Origin of the sequence: Variovorax sp. J22G73 (genome assembly GCF_030317035.1) — a bacterium.
Lineage (GTDB): Bacteria > Pseudomonadota > Gammaproteobacteria > Burkholderiales > Burkholderiaceae_C > Variovorax.
On the sequence record NZ_JASZYK010000007.1, the window covers coordinates 148958 to 165173 of the forward strand.

Below are 16216 nucleotides of genomic sequence, written 5' to 3' on the forward strand. Positions count from 1 at the left end.
AGGTAAGGGAATTCAGGCGGGGGAAGGCAGGTCGGGCGCTCTGTGCAGTGCTCAATGCGTCGAACCGTAGGCGCGTCCCACGCTCTTCTGCTTGTGCAGGTGGCCCATGCGGGTCATCAGGTCGTCCAGCTGCGGCTTGATCAGGCCCGACACCTCGGCCTGGTCTTCGCGGATGCGGTCCAGCAAGGCGAGCACGCGCTCGATCTGGATCGCATCCAGCGTCTCCAGCGGCTCGATGGCGCGCAAGCGCTCGACCAGCCCCGAGCAACGCGTCTCGATCTCGGGCAGCTTGCCCCATTCCTTCGAGCGTGCAAGCACCAGCATCAGCGCGACGCTGGCGGCCAGCTCTTCATAGCAATGAACGACCTCACTCCGGACTGCCATGTTGTTCCCTATCTCTGTTGTCATTTGTGATCTCCCTCCGCGGCTGCGCTGGTCAGCCGCGGTTGCGCTCGTCGATCTCCCGCCATGCGGAAGCGACGTTTTCGAGCAGCTGCCCGGCCTCGTCCAGGGCCTGCACGTCGTTGTGCAGGTTGGCCTGGAACAGGCGCCGCACGACGTAGTCGTACAGCGCGGACAGGTTGCCCACGAGTTCGGCGCCGGCCTCCCCGGCTGCCTTCGCATCGAGGGCGGCCTTCAGGCCGTTGTCCACGATGCCGATGGCCTTGGAGATCGACTGGCCCTTGGCCTCGACCTCCCCGCTCACCATGTGGTGCCGCGCCATGCCGATGGCGGTCTTGGCGCCGTCGAACAGCATCACGATGAGCTGGTGCGGCGACGCGCTCATCACGCTGGTTTCCACGCCGACGCGCGCATACGCGCCGGCACCGGTGCGAAGGTTGTGGGGGGTGTACATCGGCTGCTGCTCCAGTTTTTCGTTCTGCTGAATTACTTGCTGCTGCTCATCGCTTCGAACTGCTGCGTGAGGTAGGTCTTGGTGTTGTTCATGCTGTTGATCATCACGTCGAGCTGCGTGAACTGCGCCTTGTAGCGGGCCACGGTCGAGTCCACGCGCAGCTGCATCGCGTCGTACTGCGTGTCGAGCTGCTTGATGGTGGAGGTCACGCCGTCGCTGGCGATCTTCAGCGCGCCGTTGTTCAGGTCGGTCACCAGCGCGTCGATCTGCTTGCCGTAGCCGCCGGTGCTGCCGGTGGCGCTGGAGAACAGGTTGGCCACGCCCTTCAGGTTGGTCGCCAGGGCCTTGTCGAGCTTGGTGGCGTCGATGGCGATGGTGCCGTCCTTCTGGAAGGCCACGCCGATCTCGGTGAGCACCTTCATGTCGTTCGGGCCGCCGGCCTGCGGCGTGGTCAGCGCCTGGCGGATGCGCGTCTGCAGGTTGCGCAGCGTGCTGTCGCCCACCAGCGCGGCGGCGGTGTTGGTGTCGGCGTCGTAGGTGGTGAGCGACTTGGCGCTGCTTTGCAGGGCGTTGTACGCGTTCACGAAATCGGTGATCGCCGACTTCACGCCCGCCGTGTTTTCCTTCATCGACAGGCCGGTCTTGCCGGTGTTCACCAGCGTGAGCGTGGCGCCCTGGATGGCTTCCTTCACGGTGTTGGTCGAGCTGGTGACGTCGATGCCGTTCACGTTCAGCTGGGCGTTCTGCGCGGCCGAGGTCTGCTTCAGGTTCTGCGTGCCGGCCGGGTCGTTGTTCAGCAGGTTCTGCAGCGGCGCGTCGCCGGCCACCGAGATGCGCATGCTCGACTTCTCGCCCGTGGTGGACGATGTCAGCACCAGCCGGTTGGGTGCGCCGCTGCCGTCGTTCACGATGGTGGCCGTCACGCCCACGGCGGCGTTGTTGATGGCGGTGCGGATGCCTTCGAGCGTGTTGTTGGTCGGGTCGATGGTGATCGACTTCGACGGCTGACTCGCGTCCGCGGTGAAGGTGGCGCCGCTGTACTTGCCGGTGGTGGCATCGAGTGTGCCGCCCGTGACCTGGCCGAAGTCGATGGTGATCTTGCCGTTGCCGATGGCGGTCTTGGTGTCGACCTGGCCCGCGCTGATGACGGTCTGCGCCTGCGCGAGCTGCTTCACGTCGATGGTGAAGTTGCCGGCGGCGCTGGAGTCCGTGGCCGTTGCCGACAGGATGCCGCTGACGGTGGGCGTGCCGGTCACGCTCTGGAACAGCGTCGGGTCGCCCAGCTTCTTGCCGGCCGCCTGCAGCGTGCTGAGCGCGCTCTGGATGGTGCCGTAGGCCGACAGCTTGCTCGTGTAGCTCTTGGCCTTGGCTTGCAATGCCACCAGCGGCTGGCTTTCTGCCGTGGTGAGCTGCGTGAGCAGGGAGGCGAGGTCGAGGTTGGCGCCAACGCCGAGGCTGCTGATCGTTGCCATGTGTGTGTATTCCTGATTACTGCGATTGCAGATGAAAAATCGAATGTGGCGTCAAGGAGGGGTCAGGCGGCTTCAAGCGGCATCAAGCCGCGTGGTCCACCAGGAGCCCCTTGCCGTCGCTCATGAGCTTGGCGATGCGCACGACTTCCTCGTTGGGAATCTGGCGGATGACCTCGCCGCTGCTGCGGTCCACGACCTTCACGATGAGCTTGTCGGTGTCCTTGTCGACCTCGAACTGCAGGCCGACCTCGCGCAGCGCGAGCGACTCGTTCACCTGGTGCACGGCCTGCTCGACCTGCACCGGCGAAGCCTCTTCCTTCGCCTCGCTCTTCGTCGCGGTGGAAAGGCCGCGCACGCCCGCGCTCGCACCCGAGGCGCCGCCGACGAGCATCTGCGTCCACGGGTTGTCCTTCACTGGGTTTGCTGGCACGGGGTTCGACATTTTTTCCACCTGACTTGTTTGACTGCTCTTTGTTCTTCGCTGTCCTCTGCGGCCTCGCTCCCGTTGCCGGGGGCATGGCCGCAGAGGACAGCGCAGGCCGGGTCCGGCTTGCTTCCGGGGACCTGCACCGGCCGGACCCCACCCTGTTCGGGTGGTGCCCGGCCTTGCCTTGCTTCTAACTAGCCCTTGTCGATCAACGCAGGAGCGACAGCACGCCTTGCGTGGTCTGGTTGGCTTGCGACAGCACCGAGGTGCCGGCTTGTTGCAGGATCTGCGCGCGGGTCATGTTCGACACTTCCACGGCGTAGTCAGCGTCTTCGATGCGCGAACGCGACGACGACAGGTTGGTCACCGTGGTGCCCAGGTTGGCGATCACCGAGTCGAAACGGTTCTGCACCGCACCCAGCGAGGAGCGCAGCTTGTCGACCTTCGACAGGGCGGCGTCCAGGGTCTTCAGGGGGTCGACCGTCGACTTGGCGTCGCTCACTGCGTTGGTCGTCAGCTTGCCGGCCTTCGTCGAGTCGGCGTACACGGTGCTGCCTTGCGCGTCGGTCACCACGCCGTTGGCGTTCAGGTTGATCGATTCGGCGGCGACAGTCGTCAGGCCGCTCACGCCCATGAAGGCGCCGGTCACTGCACCACCAGCTGCTGCCACTGCGTAGGCAGTGGTAGCGCCAGCGCCGTCGATGTCGATGGAGCCAGCGCCACCGTTGATCTTCGCTGCGACTTGGTCGGCCGAAGCCTTTTCACCGGCAACCGCGAAGGTGCTGGCGCCGGCAGCTGCCGTCACCACGGTGTACGAAGCGCCGGTCGCGCCGATGGTGATCGAGTCGCCAGCGGCGGCCATGCCGGTGGCTTGTTCGAGCACGGCCGACAGGGTTGCAGCGGTCGTCGTGCCACCGCCGGTCTTCGTCAGGTTCTTCGACGAGTCGAGGTACAGGGCCGAGCCGTCGGCAGCGTCGGTCAGGGCGCCGTTGCTGTCGATCTTGACGTCCATCGAGTGGGTGCCGAGCTTGACCGTGGCGGTCACGCTGGTGCCAGCCGGCGGGGTCAGCGATGCGAGCGTGTTGGCTTGGCTGCGCGCGGCTTCAGACGCGGTATAGCTCTTGGTGGCTGCGCTGTACGTGTACGTTGCGCCGCCGGTCGAGGTGACCGTGCCGCCGTCTTGCATCTTGGCCAGCACGTCGTTGGCCGTGGCGCCGTTCTTGGCGGCGGTCAGCGTGCGGGTGTAAGGCGTGACGCCGTTGGTGGTCGTGCCTGCGGCGAAGCCGGCGACCAGCAGGTCGGAAGACGTGGCAGCCTTGTTCTTCGAACCGGTGTTGTTCACGTTGAAACCGTCCAGACCCAGGGTCTTGGCGCTGATTTCTTGCAGGTCGATGTCGATGGTTTCGCCGTCGTTCGCGCCGACTTGAACCGTCAGCTTGCCAGCGTCGGCCGAGAGGACCTTCACGCCGTTGAACTGGGTCTGGTCCGACACGCGGTTGATTTCGTCCAGGCGCTGGCCGATTTCCGACTGGATCGAGTCCAGGTCGGTCGACGAGTTCGTGCCCGTGGCGGCTTGCACCGACAGTTCGCGGATGCGTTGCAGGTTGTTGTTGACTTCGGTCAGAGCGCCTTCGGTCGTTTGAGCGATCGAGATGCCGTCGTTGGCGTTGCGCGTTGCTTGCGTCAGGCCCTTGATGTTGGCCGTGAAACGGTTGGCAATGGCTTGGCCGGCAGCGTCATCCTTGGCGCTGTTGATGCGCATGCCAGAAGACAGGCGCTCGATGGCGCTGTTCAACGCCGACTGCGACTTGTTGAGGTTGTTCTGCGTGAGCAGCGAAAGGCTGTTGGTGTTGATGACTTGCGTCATGTTGGACTCCTGATTGACAAAGGTTGTGTGACTCCGGCCATCGGCCGTAACGCTGGACCCGCTTCCGCTGTGAGACTCAAGCCATCGTTGAATTGGTTATCGGCGGGTGCCTTCAAACCTTTAGGGCGGCGTACAAAAAAGTTGCACAGGCCGCGCCAGTCACCCAACCAGGCCCCTCAAGCCTGCAGGTTCATCACTTCCTGGTAAGCCGTCACCAGGCGGTTTCTGACCTGCAGACCGGTCTGGAACGCCACGTTGGCCTTCTGCAGGTCGACCATGACGTCGTTCAGGGCGACGCCGGGCTTGCCCAGTTCGAAGGACTCGGCCTGCGCGTACGCGCTTTGCTGCGCGCCGCTGATGTTGGCGAGCGAGCGCTTCAGCTCGGCGGCAAAGCCGCCGGCCTCGGCGGGGGCGGCGGCGCCGCTGGCCGGGCCGATGCCGGTGTTGAGCGCGGTGACGCGCATTTGCTGCAAGACGGATTCGATGGCGCTGATCGACATGGGATCTCTTCTTCCTGTGTGAACACTTCTGCGTGACTTGACAAGGAGAACGCTGGGTCCTCCGGCTGGCGTGCAGCGTATCAAGGGAAGACCCCGATTCAAGCGCGCAACTGAGGGCGAAAACCCCGGCTGTTCGGCCATTCGAATTCGCATGCTCTGTTGACAATCGTTGCGAAACGAACAGGCCGTGGACGACTTCACCGGCCCTCCGGAATGAACTCTCAACACCGAAATCCCTCTCTCTCCATGGCTTTGGCCGCTTGCGGCCAACCGGGCGTTCCCCACAAGGTGCGCCCATGAGCACGGCGGTGCCCACGGGCGACATGCCGGCATCCGGCAACGGCCTGCCCCCCATCCTGGAACGCATGCGCGCCCAGCCCAAGCTGCCCCTGATCGTGGGCGGCGCGGCCATCGTGGCGGCCGCCGCGGCGTTCATGCTGTGGAGCCGCGCGCCCGACTACAAGGTGCTCTACACCAATGTGTCGGACCGCGACGGCGGCGCGATCATCGCGTCGCTGCAGCAGATGAACGTGCCCTACAAGTTCGCCGAAGGCGGCGGCGCGATCCTGATCGCTGGCGACAAGGTGGCCGAAACCCGCCTGAAGCTCGCCGCGCAGGGCCTGCCCAAGGCCGGCGGCGTGGGCTTCGAGCTGATGGACAACCAGAAGTTCGGCACCAGCCAGTTCGCCGAGCAGGTGAACTACCAGCGTGGGCTCGAAGGCGAGCTGGCGCGCTCCATCGAGTCGATCGGCACCATCGAGGCGGCCCGGGTGCACCTGGCGCTGCCCAAGCCGTCGCTGTTCGTGCGCGACCAGAAGAAGCCCTCGGCCTCGGTGATCCTCACGCTGCTGCGCGGGCGCAGCATCGACGAAGGCCAGGTCAGCGCCATCGTGCACATGGTTTCCAGCAGCGTGCCCGACCTGGACGCCAAGAGCGTCACCGTGGTCGACCAGCGCGGCAACCTGCTCTCTTCGGCGCGCGGCACCGACCGCGGGCTGGACGTGAGCCAGCTCAAATATGCGCAGGAGATCGAGGCCGGCTACATCCGCCGCATCGAGGCCATCCTGCAGCCGCTGGTGGGCGCGAGCAATGTACGCGCCCAGGTGGCGGCCGACATCGACTTCGCGGTGGTGGAACACACCGACGAGAAGTACACGCCCAACCAGGACCCGAAGCAGGCCGCCGTGCGCAGCCAGCAGAGCAGCGAGTCGGCCCAGAACGGCGGCGGCGCACCGGGCGGCGTGCCGGGCGCACTGTCGAACCAGCCGCCGGTGAACCCGACGGCGCCCATCGTGGGCCCGCGCGCGCCGAACGCACCAGGCACGCCGCCACCCGGAACGCCTGGCGCACCGGGCGCGGTCGGCACGGCCGGCGCCGCTGCCGCGACCACGTCGACGGCCAGCACCGGCCCGAGCAGCACCCGCAAGGACACCACCACCAACTACGAACTCGACCGCACCATCCGCCACGTGCAGCAAGCCGCCGGCGGCGTGAAGCGCCTGTCGGTCGCCGTGGTGGTGAACAACCGCGACAGCGTGGACGCCGCGGGCAAGACCACCAGCCGCGCGCTGACGCCGGCCGAAGTGGAGCAGATCCGCAACCTGGCCAAGGAAGCCATGGGCTTCAGCACGGAGCGCGGCGACTCGCTCAACGTGGTGAACAGCGCCTTCGCGCGCGACGCCGACAGCGGGCCGGGCCCCGAGGTGCCGTTCTGGAAGGACCGCGACAACATCGAGATCGGCAAGTCGGTGGGCCAGTACCTGCTGTACGCACTGATCGCGCTGTTCGCCTGGCTCGCCGTGGTGCGTCCGCTGATGCGCCGCCACGCGCCGCCGCCGCCGGCCCCGCTGCCGGTCGCCAGCACCGATGCCGACGCGGACACCCCGCCCCCCGCCGTCGCGGACGCCAATGCGCCCACGCCGGAAGAAAGCCTGCGCGAACGCGAGGCCAATCGCAAGAAAGCCGACATGGACTATGCGCACCAGATCGCCGACAAGGACCCCAAGCTGGTCGCGGCCCTGATCCAGCACTGGATGAACAGCGATGAGTAACGAACTGGGAACCCGCAAGAGCGCCATCCTGCTGATGGCGCTGGGCGAAGACCGCGCCGCCGCCGCGCTGCACCAGCTGCCCACCTCCGAGGTGCAGACGCTGGGGCTGGCCATGTCCAAGCTCACCTCCGTCTCCCGGGAAGAGCTGGCCGAGGTGCTGGCCGAGTTCCGCCAGGAAACCGAGCAGCTGTCGGCCCTGCACCTGGGCTCGACCAGCTACATCCGCGCGGTGCTGAAGAAGGCGCTGGGCGAAGACCGCGCCAGCAACCTGCTGGAAGACATCCTGGCGCCCGACGAGCCGCACGGCGGCATCGAGCGGCTCAACGAGCTGGAAGCCGGCGAAGTGGCCGAGCTCATCCGCGACGAGCATCCGCAGATCCTGGCCACCCTGCTGGTCCACCTGGACCGCATGAAGGCCTCCGAGGTGCTCGAGAAGCTGCCCGCGCGCCTGCGCCACGACGTGATCATGCGCGTGGCCACCTTCGGCGGCGTGCAGCCCTCGGCGCTCAACGAGCTGACCGACGTGCTCACCGAGATGCTCGCGGGCCAGGGCCTGCGCCGCAGCCGACTGGGCGGCGTGCGCACCGCGGCCGAGATCGTCAACCTGATGAGCACCGCGGTGGAAGAAGAAGCCATCGCCCATGTGCGCGAACAGGACGAGGCGCTGGCGCAGCGCATCGTGGACGAGATGTTCGTCTTCGAGAACCTGCTGGGTCTGGAAGACAGGAGCATCCAGCGCCTGCTGAAGGACATCGAGAGCGACTCGCTCATCATCGCGCTCAAGGGCGCGCCGATGGAGCTGCGCGACAAGTTCCTCAACAACATGTCGCAACGCGCCGCAGAGACGCTGCGCGAGGACATGGAGCTGCGCGGCCCCGTGCGCGTGTCGCAGGTCGAGACCGAACAGAAGACCATCCTGCAGGTGGCCCGCCGCCTGGCGGAATCCGGCGAAATCGTGATTGCGGCGCCTGGCACCGATGACTTCGTCTGACCGCGGCGCCCAGGGCGCATCCACCTCTCCGCTCGCTCCGTTCAACCCGGGCGCCCCGGCGGCCTCGGTGACGTCGGAAAGCTTCGGCGGGGCGCGCGAGCGCCTGGCCGCCATCCACGCCGCAGCGCGGCAGGCCGCGGTGCCTCATCTGTCGCACGGATCGCACGCAACACACGCGGCCGATGCCTCGCGACCCGCGCTCTCCGCATGGGAACGCTGGGAGATGAACACGCTCGACGGCAAGCCCTCGGTGCCCGCGAGCCGCAGGGCCGCCGCGGCCGCCGAGTTCAACCGCAACGGCGGCCGCAGCCCCGTGGCGGCGCCGGTCGCGCCCGTGGCACCGCCTCCGCCCAAGGTCGACCTGGCCGAGCTCGCCCGCATCCGCAAGGAGGCGCGCACCGCCGGCGAGGCCGAGGGCCGCGCGCTGGGGCTGGCCGAAGGCCGCAAGGTCGGCCACACCGAAGGCCTAGCCACCGGCCTGGCGGCGGCCAGCGTGCATGCCGAACGGCTGCGCGCACTCGCACTTTCGCTGCCCGACGCCCTGCGCCGCGCCGAAGGCGAGCTGACCGACACCGTGCTGGCGCTCGCGCTCGACGTGGCGCGCCAGGTGGTGCACCGCACGCTGAAGGCCGAGCCCGAATGGGTGCTGCCGCTGGTGCGCGACCTGCTCAACAGCGAACCCGCGCTGCGCGGCGAACCGCGCCTGCTGCTGCACCCCGACGACGTGGCGCTGGTGAAGAACAGCCTGGGCCACGAGATCGAGGGCGCCGGCTGGCAGGTGCGCAGCGACGACACGCTCGCGCGCGGCGGCTGCCGCGTGCAGTCGGCCAACGGCGAGCTCGACGGCACGCTGGAAACGCGCTGGAAGCGCGTGGCTTCGGTGCTGCGCGAGAACGCCTCCGACGGCGGCGAATTCCTCTAAACCCCGGGTCCCCCATGCAAGCCGCCACCGATACAGCCACCGCCACCCCCAACGTCCACCTGCGCAACGTGCGCGCCACGCTGGAGAAGGCGCGCGGCAGCGTCGCGCAGTGCACCACCACCACCACCTCGGGTCGGCTCACGCGCGCCGTCGGTCTGGTGCTGGAGGCCGTGGGCCTGCAGCTGCCCGTGGGCAGCGACTGCCTCATCGAGCTGCCGCCGGGCAACGCCCAGCGCTACGCCGAGGCCGAAGTGGTGGGCTTCGCGGGCGACCGCCTGTTTTTGATGTCGCAGACCGAGGTGGCCGGCCTGGTGCCCGGCGCGCGCGTGTTCGCGCGGCCCGTGGCCATGGACCCCGGCGAAGCCGCGGGCTCCGGCCTGGGCGGCAACGCCCACACCAAGCGCCTGCCCGTGGGCGAAGGCATGCTGGGGCGCGTGGTCGACGCGGTCGGCCGCCCGCTCGACGGGCTGGGCCCGCTGGACATCACGCGCAAGGTGCCGCTGAGCTCGCCGCCGGTCAACCCGCTCACGCGCGCGCCCATCGACTCGGTGCTGGACGTGGGCGTGCGCGCCATCAACGCCATGCTCACCGTCGGCCGCGGCCAGCGCATGGGCCTGTTCGCCGGCTCCGGCGTGGGCAAGAGCGTGCTGCTGGGCATGATGGCGCGCTACACGAGTGCCGAAGTCATCGTGGTCGGGCTGATCGGCGAACGCGGGCGCGAGGTGAAGGACTTCATCGAGAACACGCTGGGCGAAGAAGGCCTGGCGCGTGCCGTGGTGGTGGCGGCGCCGGCCGACAACTCACCGCTGCTGCGGCTGCAGGGCGCGGCCTATGCCACCTGCCTGGCGGAACACTTTCGCGACCTGGGCAAGGACGTGCTGCTCATCATGGACTCGCTCACCCGCTACGCCATGGCGCAGCGCGAGATCGCGCTGGCCGTGGGCGAGCCGCCGGCCACCAAGGGCTACCCGCCCTCGGTGTTCGCCAAGCTGCCCGCGCTGGTGGAGCGCGCCGGCAACGGCGCGCGCGACGCGCAGGGCCGCGGCGGCTCCATCACCGCCTTCTATACGGTGCTCTCCGAGGGCGACGACCAGCAGGACCCGATCGCCGACTCGGCGCGCGCCATCCTGGACGGCCACGTGGTGCTCTCGCGCACGCTGGCCGAGGCCGGGCACTACCCGGCCATCGACATCGAGGCGTCCATCAGCCGCGCCATGACCGCGCTGATTCCCTCGACGCAGTTCGACACGGTGCGCCGCTTCAAGCAGATGCTGTCGCGCTACCAGCGCAACCGCGACCTGATCAGCGTGGGCGCCTATGCGCCCGGCCACGACCTGCAGCTGGACCAGGCCATCGCGATGTACCCGCGCATCGAGTCCTTCCTGCAGCAGTCGATGCACGAGCGCACCGGCTACGAGGACTCCATCGGGCAGCTCGAAGGGCTGTTCGTGCCCGAGCAGCGCCGCGCCTGAAGCCGTCGAAGCCGACCGCCATCCGACACACCCCCACACATCTCCACAGACTTCCTGCAAGGACTTCTTCCATGACCCGCAAGCTCCCCCTCGGCATGCTGATCGACCTGGCCCACACGCAGACCGACGACGCCGCGCGGCGCCTGGGCACGCTGCAGAGCGCGCACCTGAGCGCCAGCCAGAAACTCGAGCTGCTGCTGCAGTACCGCCAGGACTACCACGACCAGCTCGACGCGCTGATGCGCGACGGCCTGCCCTCTTCGCAGTGGCGCAACTACCGCAACTTCCTGGGCACGCTGGACGGCGCCATCGAGCAGCAGCGCGCCATCGCCTCCCAGACCGAGAGCCGGCTGGACAGCGGGCGCATCGACTGGCAGCAGCAAAAGCGCCGCCTGAGCTCCTTCGACACCCTGGCCGAGCGCGTGCGCGCGCAAGAGCTGATGGCCGCGAACAAGCGCGAGCAGCGCGACAGCGACGAGCGCGCCGCGCGCAAGTTCTTCGACCGCGCCTCGCACCCGACCCTTTGAATCTCCAGGAACCGACATGCCATCCATGATCTCGCCCCCCGTCGTGGCCAACAGCGCCAGCCAGCCGGCCACGCAGGCCGGCTCGCGCAGCCGCGGCGCGGACGACACGCAGGGCCAGGGCTTCGGCGCCGCGCTGGAGCGCTCGCGTGCCAACGGCAATTCGCAGCGCACGAAGACCGCTGACGAGGCCGGCACGGCGGGCACCGCCAGCGCCGAACGCAAACCCGCGCGCAAGCCCGGTGCCGACGACGACAGCAAGGACGCGCTGCCCGCCGACCCGAACCTCGCCTTTCTGCCGCAGCCCAACAGCCCGCTGCATGCGCTGACCCTCGCCGGCCGCGCGGCCGCCAGGGGCGCGGCAGCCGCCGGCGTGAGCGACATTCCCGTGGACGGTGCCACCGCTGCCGCCGCTGCCGCCACTGCCGCCACTGCCGCGGTGACCGACCCGCTCGCCAAGGTGCAGGCGACCTTGCCGGACGCCGCCGCCGTGGCCGCGGACGCCAAGGCCGTGCCGGACGCCGATGCCAAGGATTTGAAGGACGCCGCGAAGCCTTCCGCCACCGCAGCAGCGGCGGACGGCGCGGCCGACGCCGCACCCACCGCCTCCATCCAGGACGTGGTGCGCGCCGCCGTCGCCGCCCAGGCCATGAACGTGGGCACCGCCAAGCCCGGCGCCACGAGCGCCAGCAGCGCCAGCCCCGCCGGTGCCGCGGGTGCCGCCGGCCGCGCCGGACCGCGCGGCGCCGTGAGCGCCACCACCGCCGAGCAGCTTGCCAGCGCCGCGCAGACCAAGGGCGGCGAGGCCACCCAAGGCAGCGCCGCCGCGGTGGCTGCCATCTCGGCGCCCGTCACGGCCGCAGGCGCCGACACCCACGCCGAATCCGGCGACGCCTCGTCCGGCACCGCCGCCAACCCGTTCGCGCTGCAACAGGCCTCCGCCACCACGGCATCGGCCGCCCGCGCCGAAGAGGCCGCGGCCGCCCGCCCTTCGGTGCACACCATCGAACCCGAGGTCGGCACCGACAAATGGGGCCCGGCCCTGGGCCAGCAGCTGGCGCGCATGAGCACCACCGGCCACCACACGGCCGAGCTCAACCTCAACCCCGCCGGCCTCGGCCCGCTGAAGGTCACGCTGTCGCTGGGCGACAACCAGGCCCAGGCGATGTTCGTCTCGGCCCATGAAAGCGTGCGCAAGGCCGTGGAAGCCGCGCTGCCGCAGCTGCGCACCTCGCTGTCGGAACAGGGCATCACCCTGGGCCAGGCCTCCGTCGGCGCCGACACGCGCCAAGCCAGCGGCCAGGACGCCGCCTTCGCGCAGCAGCAGCAACAGCAGCAGAACGCCGCACGCCAGCAGACCGCCAGCTACCCGGGCGCCAGCCGGCCCGGCGCCAGCGCACCGGTCGCGCCCGTGGCCGCCGCGCGCGCGGCGCCTGCCACCCACGCGAGCGCGGGGGTCGACACCTTCGCCTGACGCCCGCCCTTCCCCTCGGGGCGCCCGCGCGGCGCCTGCAATGAACGGATATGACACGCCTTTGTGCGCTTGTTCGGCCGTTCGTTCGCGAGGGACTTCGCAAAGAATAGATCGGACACGAAAACCCGCATCACCATGGCTACCTCCACTCCCGCTGCAACCGCCGTCCCGGCCGCCCAACTGCCCTCGAAGCGCTCTTCCAAGCTGCTGATCGCCGCGGTCGTCGTCGTCGGCCTCGCCGCTGCCGCCGCAGCCGCTTACACCTTCGTTCCGCACTTCATGAAGCCCGCTTCCGAAACCGCGGAGCCGGCGAAGGTGGCCGCACCCGAAAAGCCGATCTTCCTGATGCTCGAGCCGCTCACCGTCAACCTGCAGTCCGAAGGCCGCGCGCGCTTCCTGCAGATCGGCATGGCGCTGCGCGTGCCCGACGAGAAGACCAAGGCGCAGATCGTCGAGTACATGCCCGAGCTGCGCAGCCGCCTGCTGATGCTGCTGTCCAACCGCACGCCCGACACGCTGGTCACGCCCGAGGGCAAGGCCAAGCTGGCCGAAGAGATCCGTACCACGCTGAACACGCCTCTGGCCGCCGGGCAACCGCCGCTGGGCATTTCCAACGTGTCCTTCAACACCTTCGTGGTGCAGTGACCCCCTCCTTCGGACAAGCGATCCATGGCGTATGAACAGGTGCTCTCCCAGGACGAGGTCGATGCGCTTCTGCAAGGCGTCACCGGCGAAGTCGACCAGGCGGTCGCACCCCCGCCGCCCAAGGACGGCCTGCCGGCCTACGACCTCGGCGCGCCCGACCGCGTGGTGCGCAACCGCATGCACACGCTGGAGGTCATCAACGACCGCTTCGCGCGTGGCCTGCGCAGCGCGCTCCTGAACTTCATGCGCCGCAGCCCCGACATCTCGGTGGGGCCGGTGCAGATCCAGCAGTACGGCGAGTTCGTGCGGCACCTGCCGGTGCCCGCGAACATCAACATGATTCACCTGAAGCCGCTGCGGGGCACGGCGCTGTTCGTGTTCGACCCGAAGCTGGTGTTCCTGGTGGTGGACAACCTTTTCGGAAGCGACGGCCGCTACCACGTGCGCGTGGAAGGCCGCGACTTCACGCGCACCGAGCAGCGCATCATCAAGCGCCTGCTCGACCTGTCGCTGCAGTGCTACGGAGACGCCTGGCAGCCGGTGTTCCCGCTGGACTTCGACTACGTGCGCGCCGAAATGCACGGCAAGCTCGCCAACATCGTGGCGCCCAACGAGGTGGTGATCAACACCACGCTGCAGATCGAGTTCGGCCCGGTGGGCGGCTTCCTGCACGTGTGCATTCCCTACTCGATGATCGAGCCCATCAAGGACCTGCTGTCCAACCCGATCCAGGACGAGGTCGAGGTCGACAAGCGCTGGGTCAAGCAGATGTCGCGCCAGATGCAGGCCGCCGACGTCGAGCTCATCGCCGACTTCGTGACCATGCCCTCCACCCTGGGCGACGTGATGAAGCTGCAGGTCGGCGACGTGATTCCCATCGAGCTCCCCACCACGGTGGTCGCCAAGGTCGGCGGCGTGCCCGTGATGGAGTGCGGCTACGGCACCGCGAACGAACGCTACGCCCTGCGCGTGCAAAACATGATCTCCCACCAAGACACCGACTCGAAGAACGACCATGACTGACAACACCTCTTCCGCCAGCAGCGACGCGGACGACTGGGCCAGCGCGCTGGCCGAACAGACGGCAGCCACCGCGCCGGCTTCCCCGGCCGCGCCCGAACCCGCCGTGGCCCCGGCCACCGCCCAGGTCTTCCAGCAGATCCAGGACGCGCCCGCCGTGCCCGCCAGCACCACCGCGGTGGACATCGCGCGCGTGCTCGACGTGCCGGTGCAGCTCACCGCCGAAATCGGCCGTACCCGCATCACCATCAAGAGCCTGCTGCAGCTGTCGCAGGGCTCGGTGGTGGAGCTCGACGGCCTGGCCGGCCAGCCGCTGGATGTGCTCATCAACGGCTACCTCATCGCCCAGGGCGAAGTGGTGGTGGTGAACGAGAAGTACGGCATTCGCCTGACCGACATCGTCACCCCCTCCGAGCGCATGCAGAAGCTCGCGCGCTCATGAACCTGCGCCGCCACCTTCGCGCGCTGCCGGCGCTGTGCCTGCTTGCGGCGCATGCCGTGCACACCGCGCATGCCGCGCTGCCCACGGTGCCTACGCCCGTGCACGAAGCCCAGCCGTCCGCGGTCGGCGCCTCGGGCCTGCTGCAGGCCGGCTTCGGCATGGCGGTGGTGGTCGGCCTGATCTTCCTGTGCGCCTGGCTGGCGCGCCGCTTCGGGCTGCAGCGCCTGGGCGGCGGCCATCTGGTGAAGGTGGTGTCCAGCGCCTCGGTCGGCCAGCGCGAACGCGTGGTCGTGGTCGAGGTGGCCAACCAGTGGCTGGTGCTGGGCGTGACGTCGAGCCAGGTCAACATGCTGCACATGCTGCCGGCGCAGGCGCAGCCCGCCGCGAATGGCACAGGCGGCAAAAGTGGCACAGGCGGTGCAGGCACGCCGAACGCGCTGAACAACCCCGTCGAACTCTTTGCCCGGAAACTGCGCGAATCCCTCTCGGGCAAGACGCACACCGCCCCATGACGCACCCCGCATTGCGCCGCGGCCTGCGAGCCGCGCTGCTGCTTGCCGCCGCCTCGCTGCCCGCCGTGGCCTGGACCCAGGGCCTGCCCGGCATCACCAGCATGCCCGGCCCCGGCGGCAGCCAGACCTGGTCGCTGAGCGTGCAGACCATGGTGCTGCTGACCTCGCTCACCTTCCTGCCCGCGATGCTGCTGTCGATGACCAGCTTCACGCGCATCCTGATCGTGATGGGCCTGCTGCGCACCGCCATCGGCACGCAGACCTCGCCGCCCAACCAGGTGCTGGTGGGGCTGTCGCTGTTCCTCACCTTCTTCGTGATGTCGCCGGTGCTGGACAAGGCCTACACCGACGCCTACGTGCCCTTCTCCGAGAACAAGATCAGCGCCGACAAGGCGCTGGAGCGCGGCATCGCCCCCTTCAAGACCTTCATGCTCAAGCAGACCCGCGAGAGCGACCTGGCCCTGTTCGCGCGGCTGGCCAAGGTGCCCGACATGCAGGGCCCCGAGGACGTGCCGCTGCGCATCCTGCTGCCATCGTTCGTCATCAGCGAGCTGAAGACGGCCTTCCAGATCGGCTTCACCATCTTCATTCCGTTCCTCATCATCGACCTGGTGGTGGCCAGCGTGCTGATGTCGATGGGCATGATGATGGTGCCGCCCGCTTCCATCGCACTGCCCTTCAAGCTGATGCTGTTCGTGCTGGCCGACGGCTGGCAGCTGCTGATCGGCGCCCTGGCGCAGAGCTTCTACCTTTAGGTACGCAGAGATGACACCCGAATCCGTCATGACCATGGGCCACCGGGCCATGGAGATCTCGCTGCTGCTGGGCGCCCCGCTGCTGCTGGTGGCGCTCATCATCGGCCTGATCGTGAGCATCTTCCAGGCCGCCACGCAGATCAACGAAGCCACGCTGTCGTTCATTCCCAAGCTGCTCGCGGTGTTCGCCACGCTGGTCATCGCCGGCCCGTGGATGCTCGACCGCATGCTCGACTACATGCGCGCGCTGTTCGCAGGCATTCCGCAGCTGGTGGCGTGACGCCGT

The 16216-nt window shown here is 68.5% G+C and carries 18 protein-coding genes; 12 read left to right on the forward strand and 6 right to left on the reverse strand.

What is annotated here, in order from left to right:
• Positions 1–51 precede the first annotated feature (51 nt).
• The 6 genes from QTI51_RS24200 to fliE form a co-directional block, all read right to left on the reverse strand.
• Positions 52–384 carry a flagellar protein FliT gene (locus QTI51_RS24200; protein WP_165840388.1) on the reverse strand — a complete coding sequence of 111 codons (333 nt, stop codon included), beginning with the start codon at positions 382–384 and terminating at the stop codon, positions 52–54.
• A 52-nt stretch (positions 385–436) separates the two neighbouring features.
• A complete protein-coding gene (gene fliS, locus QTI51_RS24205) occupies positions 437–856 on the reverse strand; it encodes a flagellar export chaperone FliS (RefSeq protein WP_116910978.1) in 420 nt (139 codons plus the stop codon).
• 32 nt (positions 857–888) lie between these two features.
• On the reverse strand, positions 889–2328 hold the full coding sequence (fliD, locus tag QTI51_RS24210; RefSeq protein WP_116910977.1) for a flagellar filament capping protein FliD: 1440 nt from the start codon (positions 2326–2328) through the stop codon (positions 889–891).
• Between the two features lie 82 nt (positions 2329–2410).
• Positions 2411–2758: a flagellar protein FlaG gene (locus QTI51_RS24215; RefSeq protein ID WP_165840387.1), complete on the reverse strand. Its 348-nt coding sequence runs from the start codon at positions 2756–2758 to the stop codon at positions 2411–2413.
• Between the two features lie 205 nt (positions 2759–2963).
• Positions 2964–4622, reverse strand: coding sequence for a flagellin N-terminal helical domain-containing protein (locus QTI51_RS24220; RefSeq protein WP_116910975.1), 1659 nt, complete (start codon positions 4620–4622; stop codon positions 2964–2966).
• Positions 4623–4798: 176 nt separating this feature from the next.
• A complete protein-coding gene (fliE, locus tag QTI51_RS24225) occupies positions 4799–5122 on the reverse strand; it encodes a flagellar hook-basal body complex protein FliE (protein ID WP_116910974.1) in 324 nt (107 codons plus the stop codon).
• A gap of 296 nt (positions 5123–5418) precedes the next feature.
• Here fliE and fliF point away from each other — a divergent pair, with 296 nt between their 5' ends.
• The 12 genes from fliF to fliQ all read left to right on the forward strand — a co-directional run bounded on the left by fliF (position 5419) and on the right by fliQ (position 16210).
• A complete protein-coding gene (gene fliF, locus QTI51_RS24230; RefSeq protein ID WP_116910973.1) occupies positions 5419–7173 on the forward strand; it encodes a flagellar basal-body MS-ring/collar protein FliF in 1755 nt (584 codons plus the stop codon).
• Positions 7166–8164: a flagellar motor switch protein FliG gene (fliG, locus tag QTI51_RS24235; protein ID WP_116910972.1), complete on the forward strand. Its 999-nt coding sequence runs from the start codon at positions 7166–7168 to the stop codon at positions 8162–8164. Before fliF ends, fliG begins: the two co-directional genes overlap by 8 nt.
• On the forward strand, positions 8151–9086 hold the full coding sequence (gene fliH / locus QTI51_RS24240) for a flagellar assembly protein FliH (protein ID WP_116910971.1): 936 nt from the start codon (positions 8151–8153) through the stop codon (positions 9084–9086). The genes fliG and fliH overlap by 14 nt, the downstream gene beginning before the upstream one ends.
• Positions 9087–9100: 14 nt before the next feature.
• Complete coding sequence (gene fliI, locus QTI51_RS24245) at positions 9101–10558, forward strand: flagellar protein export ATPase FliI (protein WP_116910970.1); 1458 nt, start codon at positions 9101–9103, stop codon at positions 10556–10558.
• Positions 10559–10629: 71 nt separating this feature from the next.
• Positions 10630–11085, forward strand: coding sequence for a flagellar export protein FliJ (gene fliJ, locus QTI51_RS24250; protein ID WP_116910969.1), 456 nt, complete (start codon positions 10630–10632; stop codon positions 11083–11085).
• Between the two features lie 16 nt (positions 11086–11101).
• Entirely contained in the window at positions 11102–12556 is a 1455-nt protein-coding gene (locus tag QTI51_RS24255) for a flagellar hook-length control protein FliK (protein WP_165840386.1), read from the forward strand.
• A gap of 135 nt (positions 12557–12691) precedes the next feature.
• Positions 12692–13201, forward strand: coding sequence for a flagellar basal body-associated protein FliL (gene fliL / locus QTI51_RS24260; RefSeq protein ID WP_116910968.1), 510 nt, complete (start codon positions 12692–12694; stop codon positions 13199–13201).
• Positions 13202–13225: 24 nt separating this feature from the next.
• Positions 13226–14224 (forward strand): flagellar motor switch protein FliM, encoded by a 999-nt coding sequence (fliM, locus tag QTI51_RS24265; protein WP_116910967.1) that lies wholly within the window; start codon positions 13226–13228, stop codon positions 14222–14224.
• Complete coding sequence (gene fliN / locus QTI51_RS24270; RefSeq protein WP_116910966.1) at positions 14217–14663, forward strand: flagellar motor switch protein FliN; 447 nt, start codon at positions 14217–14219, stop codon at positions 14661–14663. The genes fliM and fliN overlap by 8 nt, the downstream gene beginning before the upstream one ends.
• Positions 14660–15175 carry a flagellar biosynthetic protein FliO gene (gene fliO, locus QTI51_RS24275; RefSeq protein ID WP_116910965.1) on the forward strand — a complete coding sequence of 172 codons (516 nt, stop codon included), beginning with the start codon at positions 14660–14662 and terminating at the stop codon, positions 15173–15175. Before fliN ends, fliO begins: the two co-directional genes overlap by 4 nt.
• A complete protein-coding gene (gene fliP / locus QTI51_RS24280; protein WP_116910964.1) occupies positions 15172–15930 on the forward strand; it encodes a flagellar type III secretion system pore protein FliP in 759 nt (252 codons plus the stop codon). The genes fliO and fliP overlap by 4 nt, the downstream gene beginning before the upstream one ends.
• Before the next feature lie 10 nt (positions 15931–15940).
• The gene (gene fliQ / locus QTI51_RS24285; protein ID WP_116910963.1) at positions 15941–16210 is read left to right on the forward strand and encodes a flagellar biosynthesis protein FliQ; all 270 of its coding nucleotides are present in this window, start codon (positions 15941–15943) and stop codon (positions 16208–16210) included.
• The last annotated feature ends 6 nt before the right edge of the window (positions 16211–16216 follow it).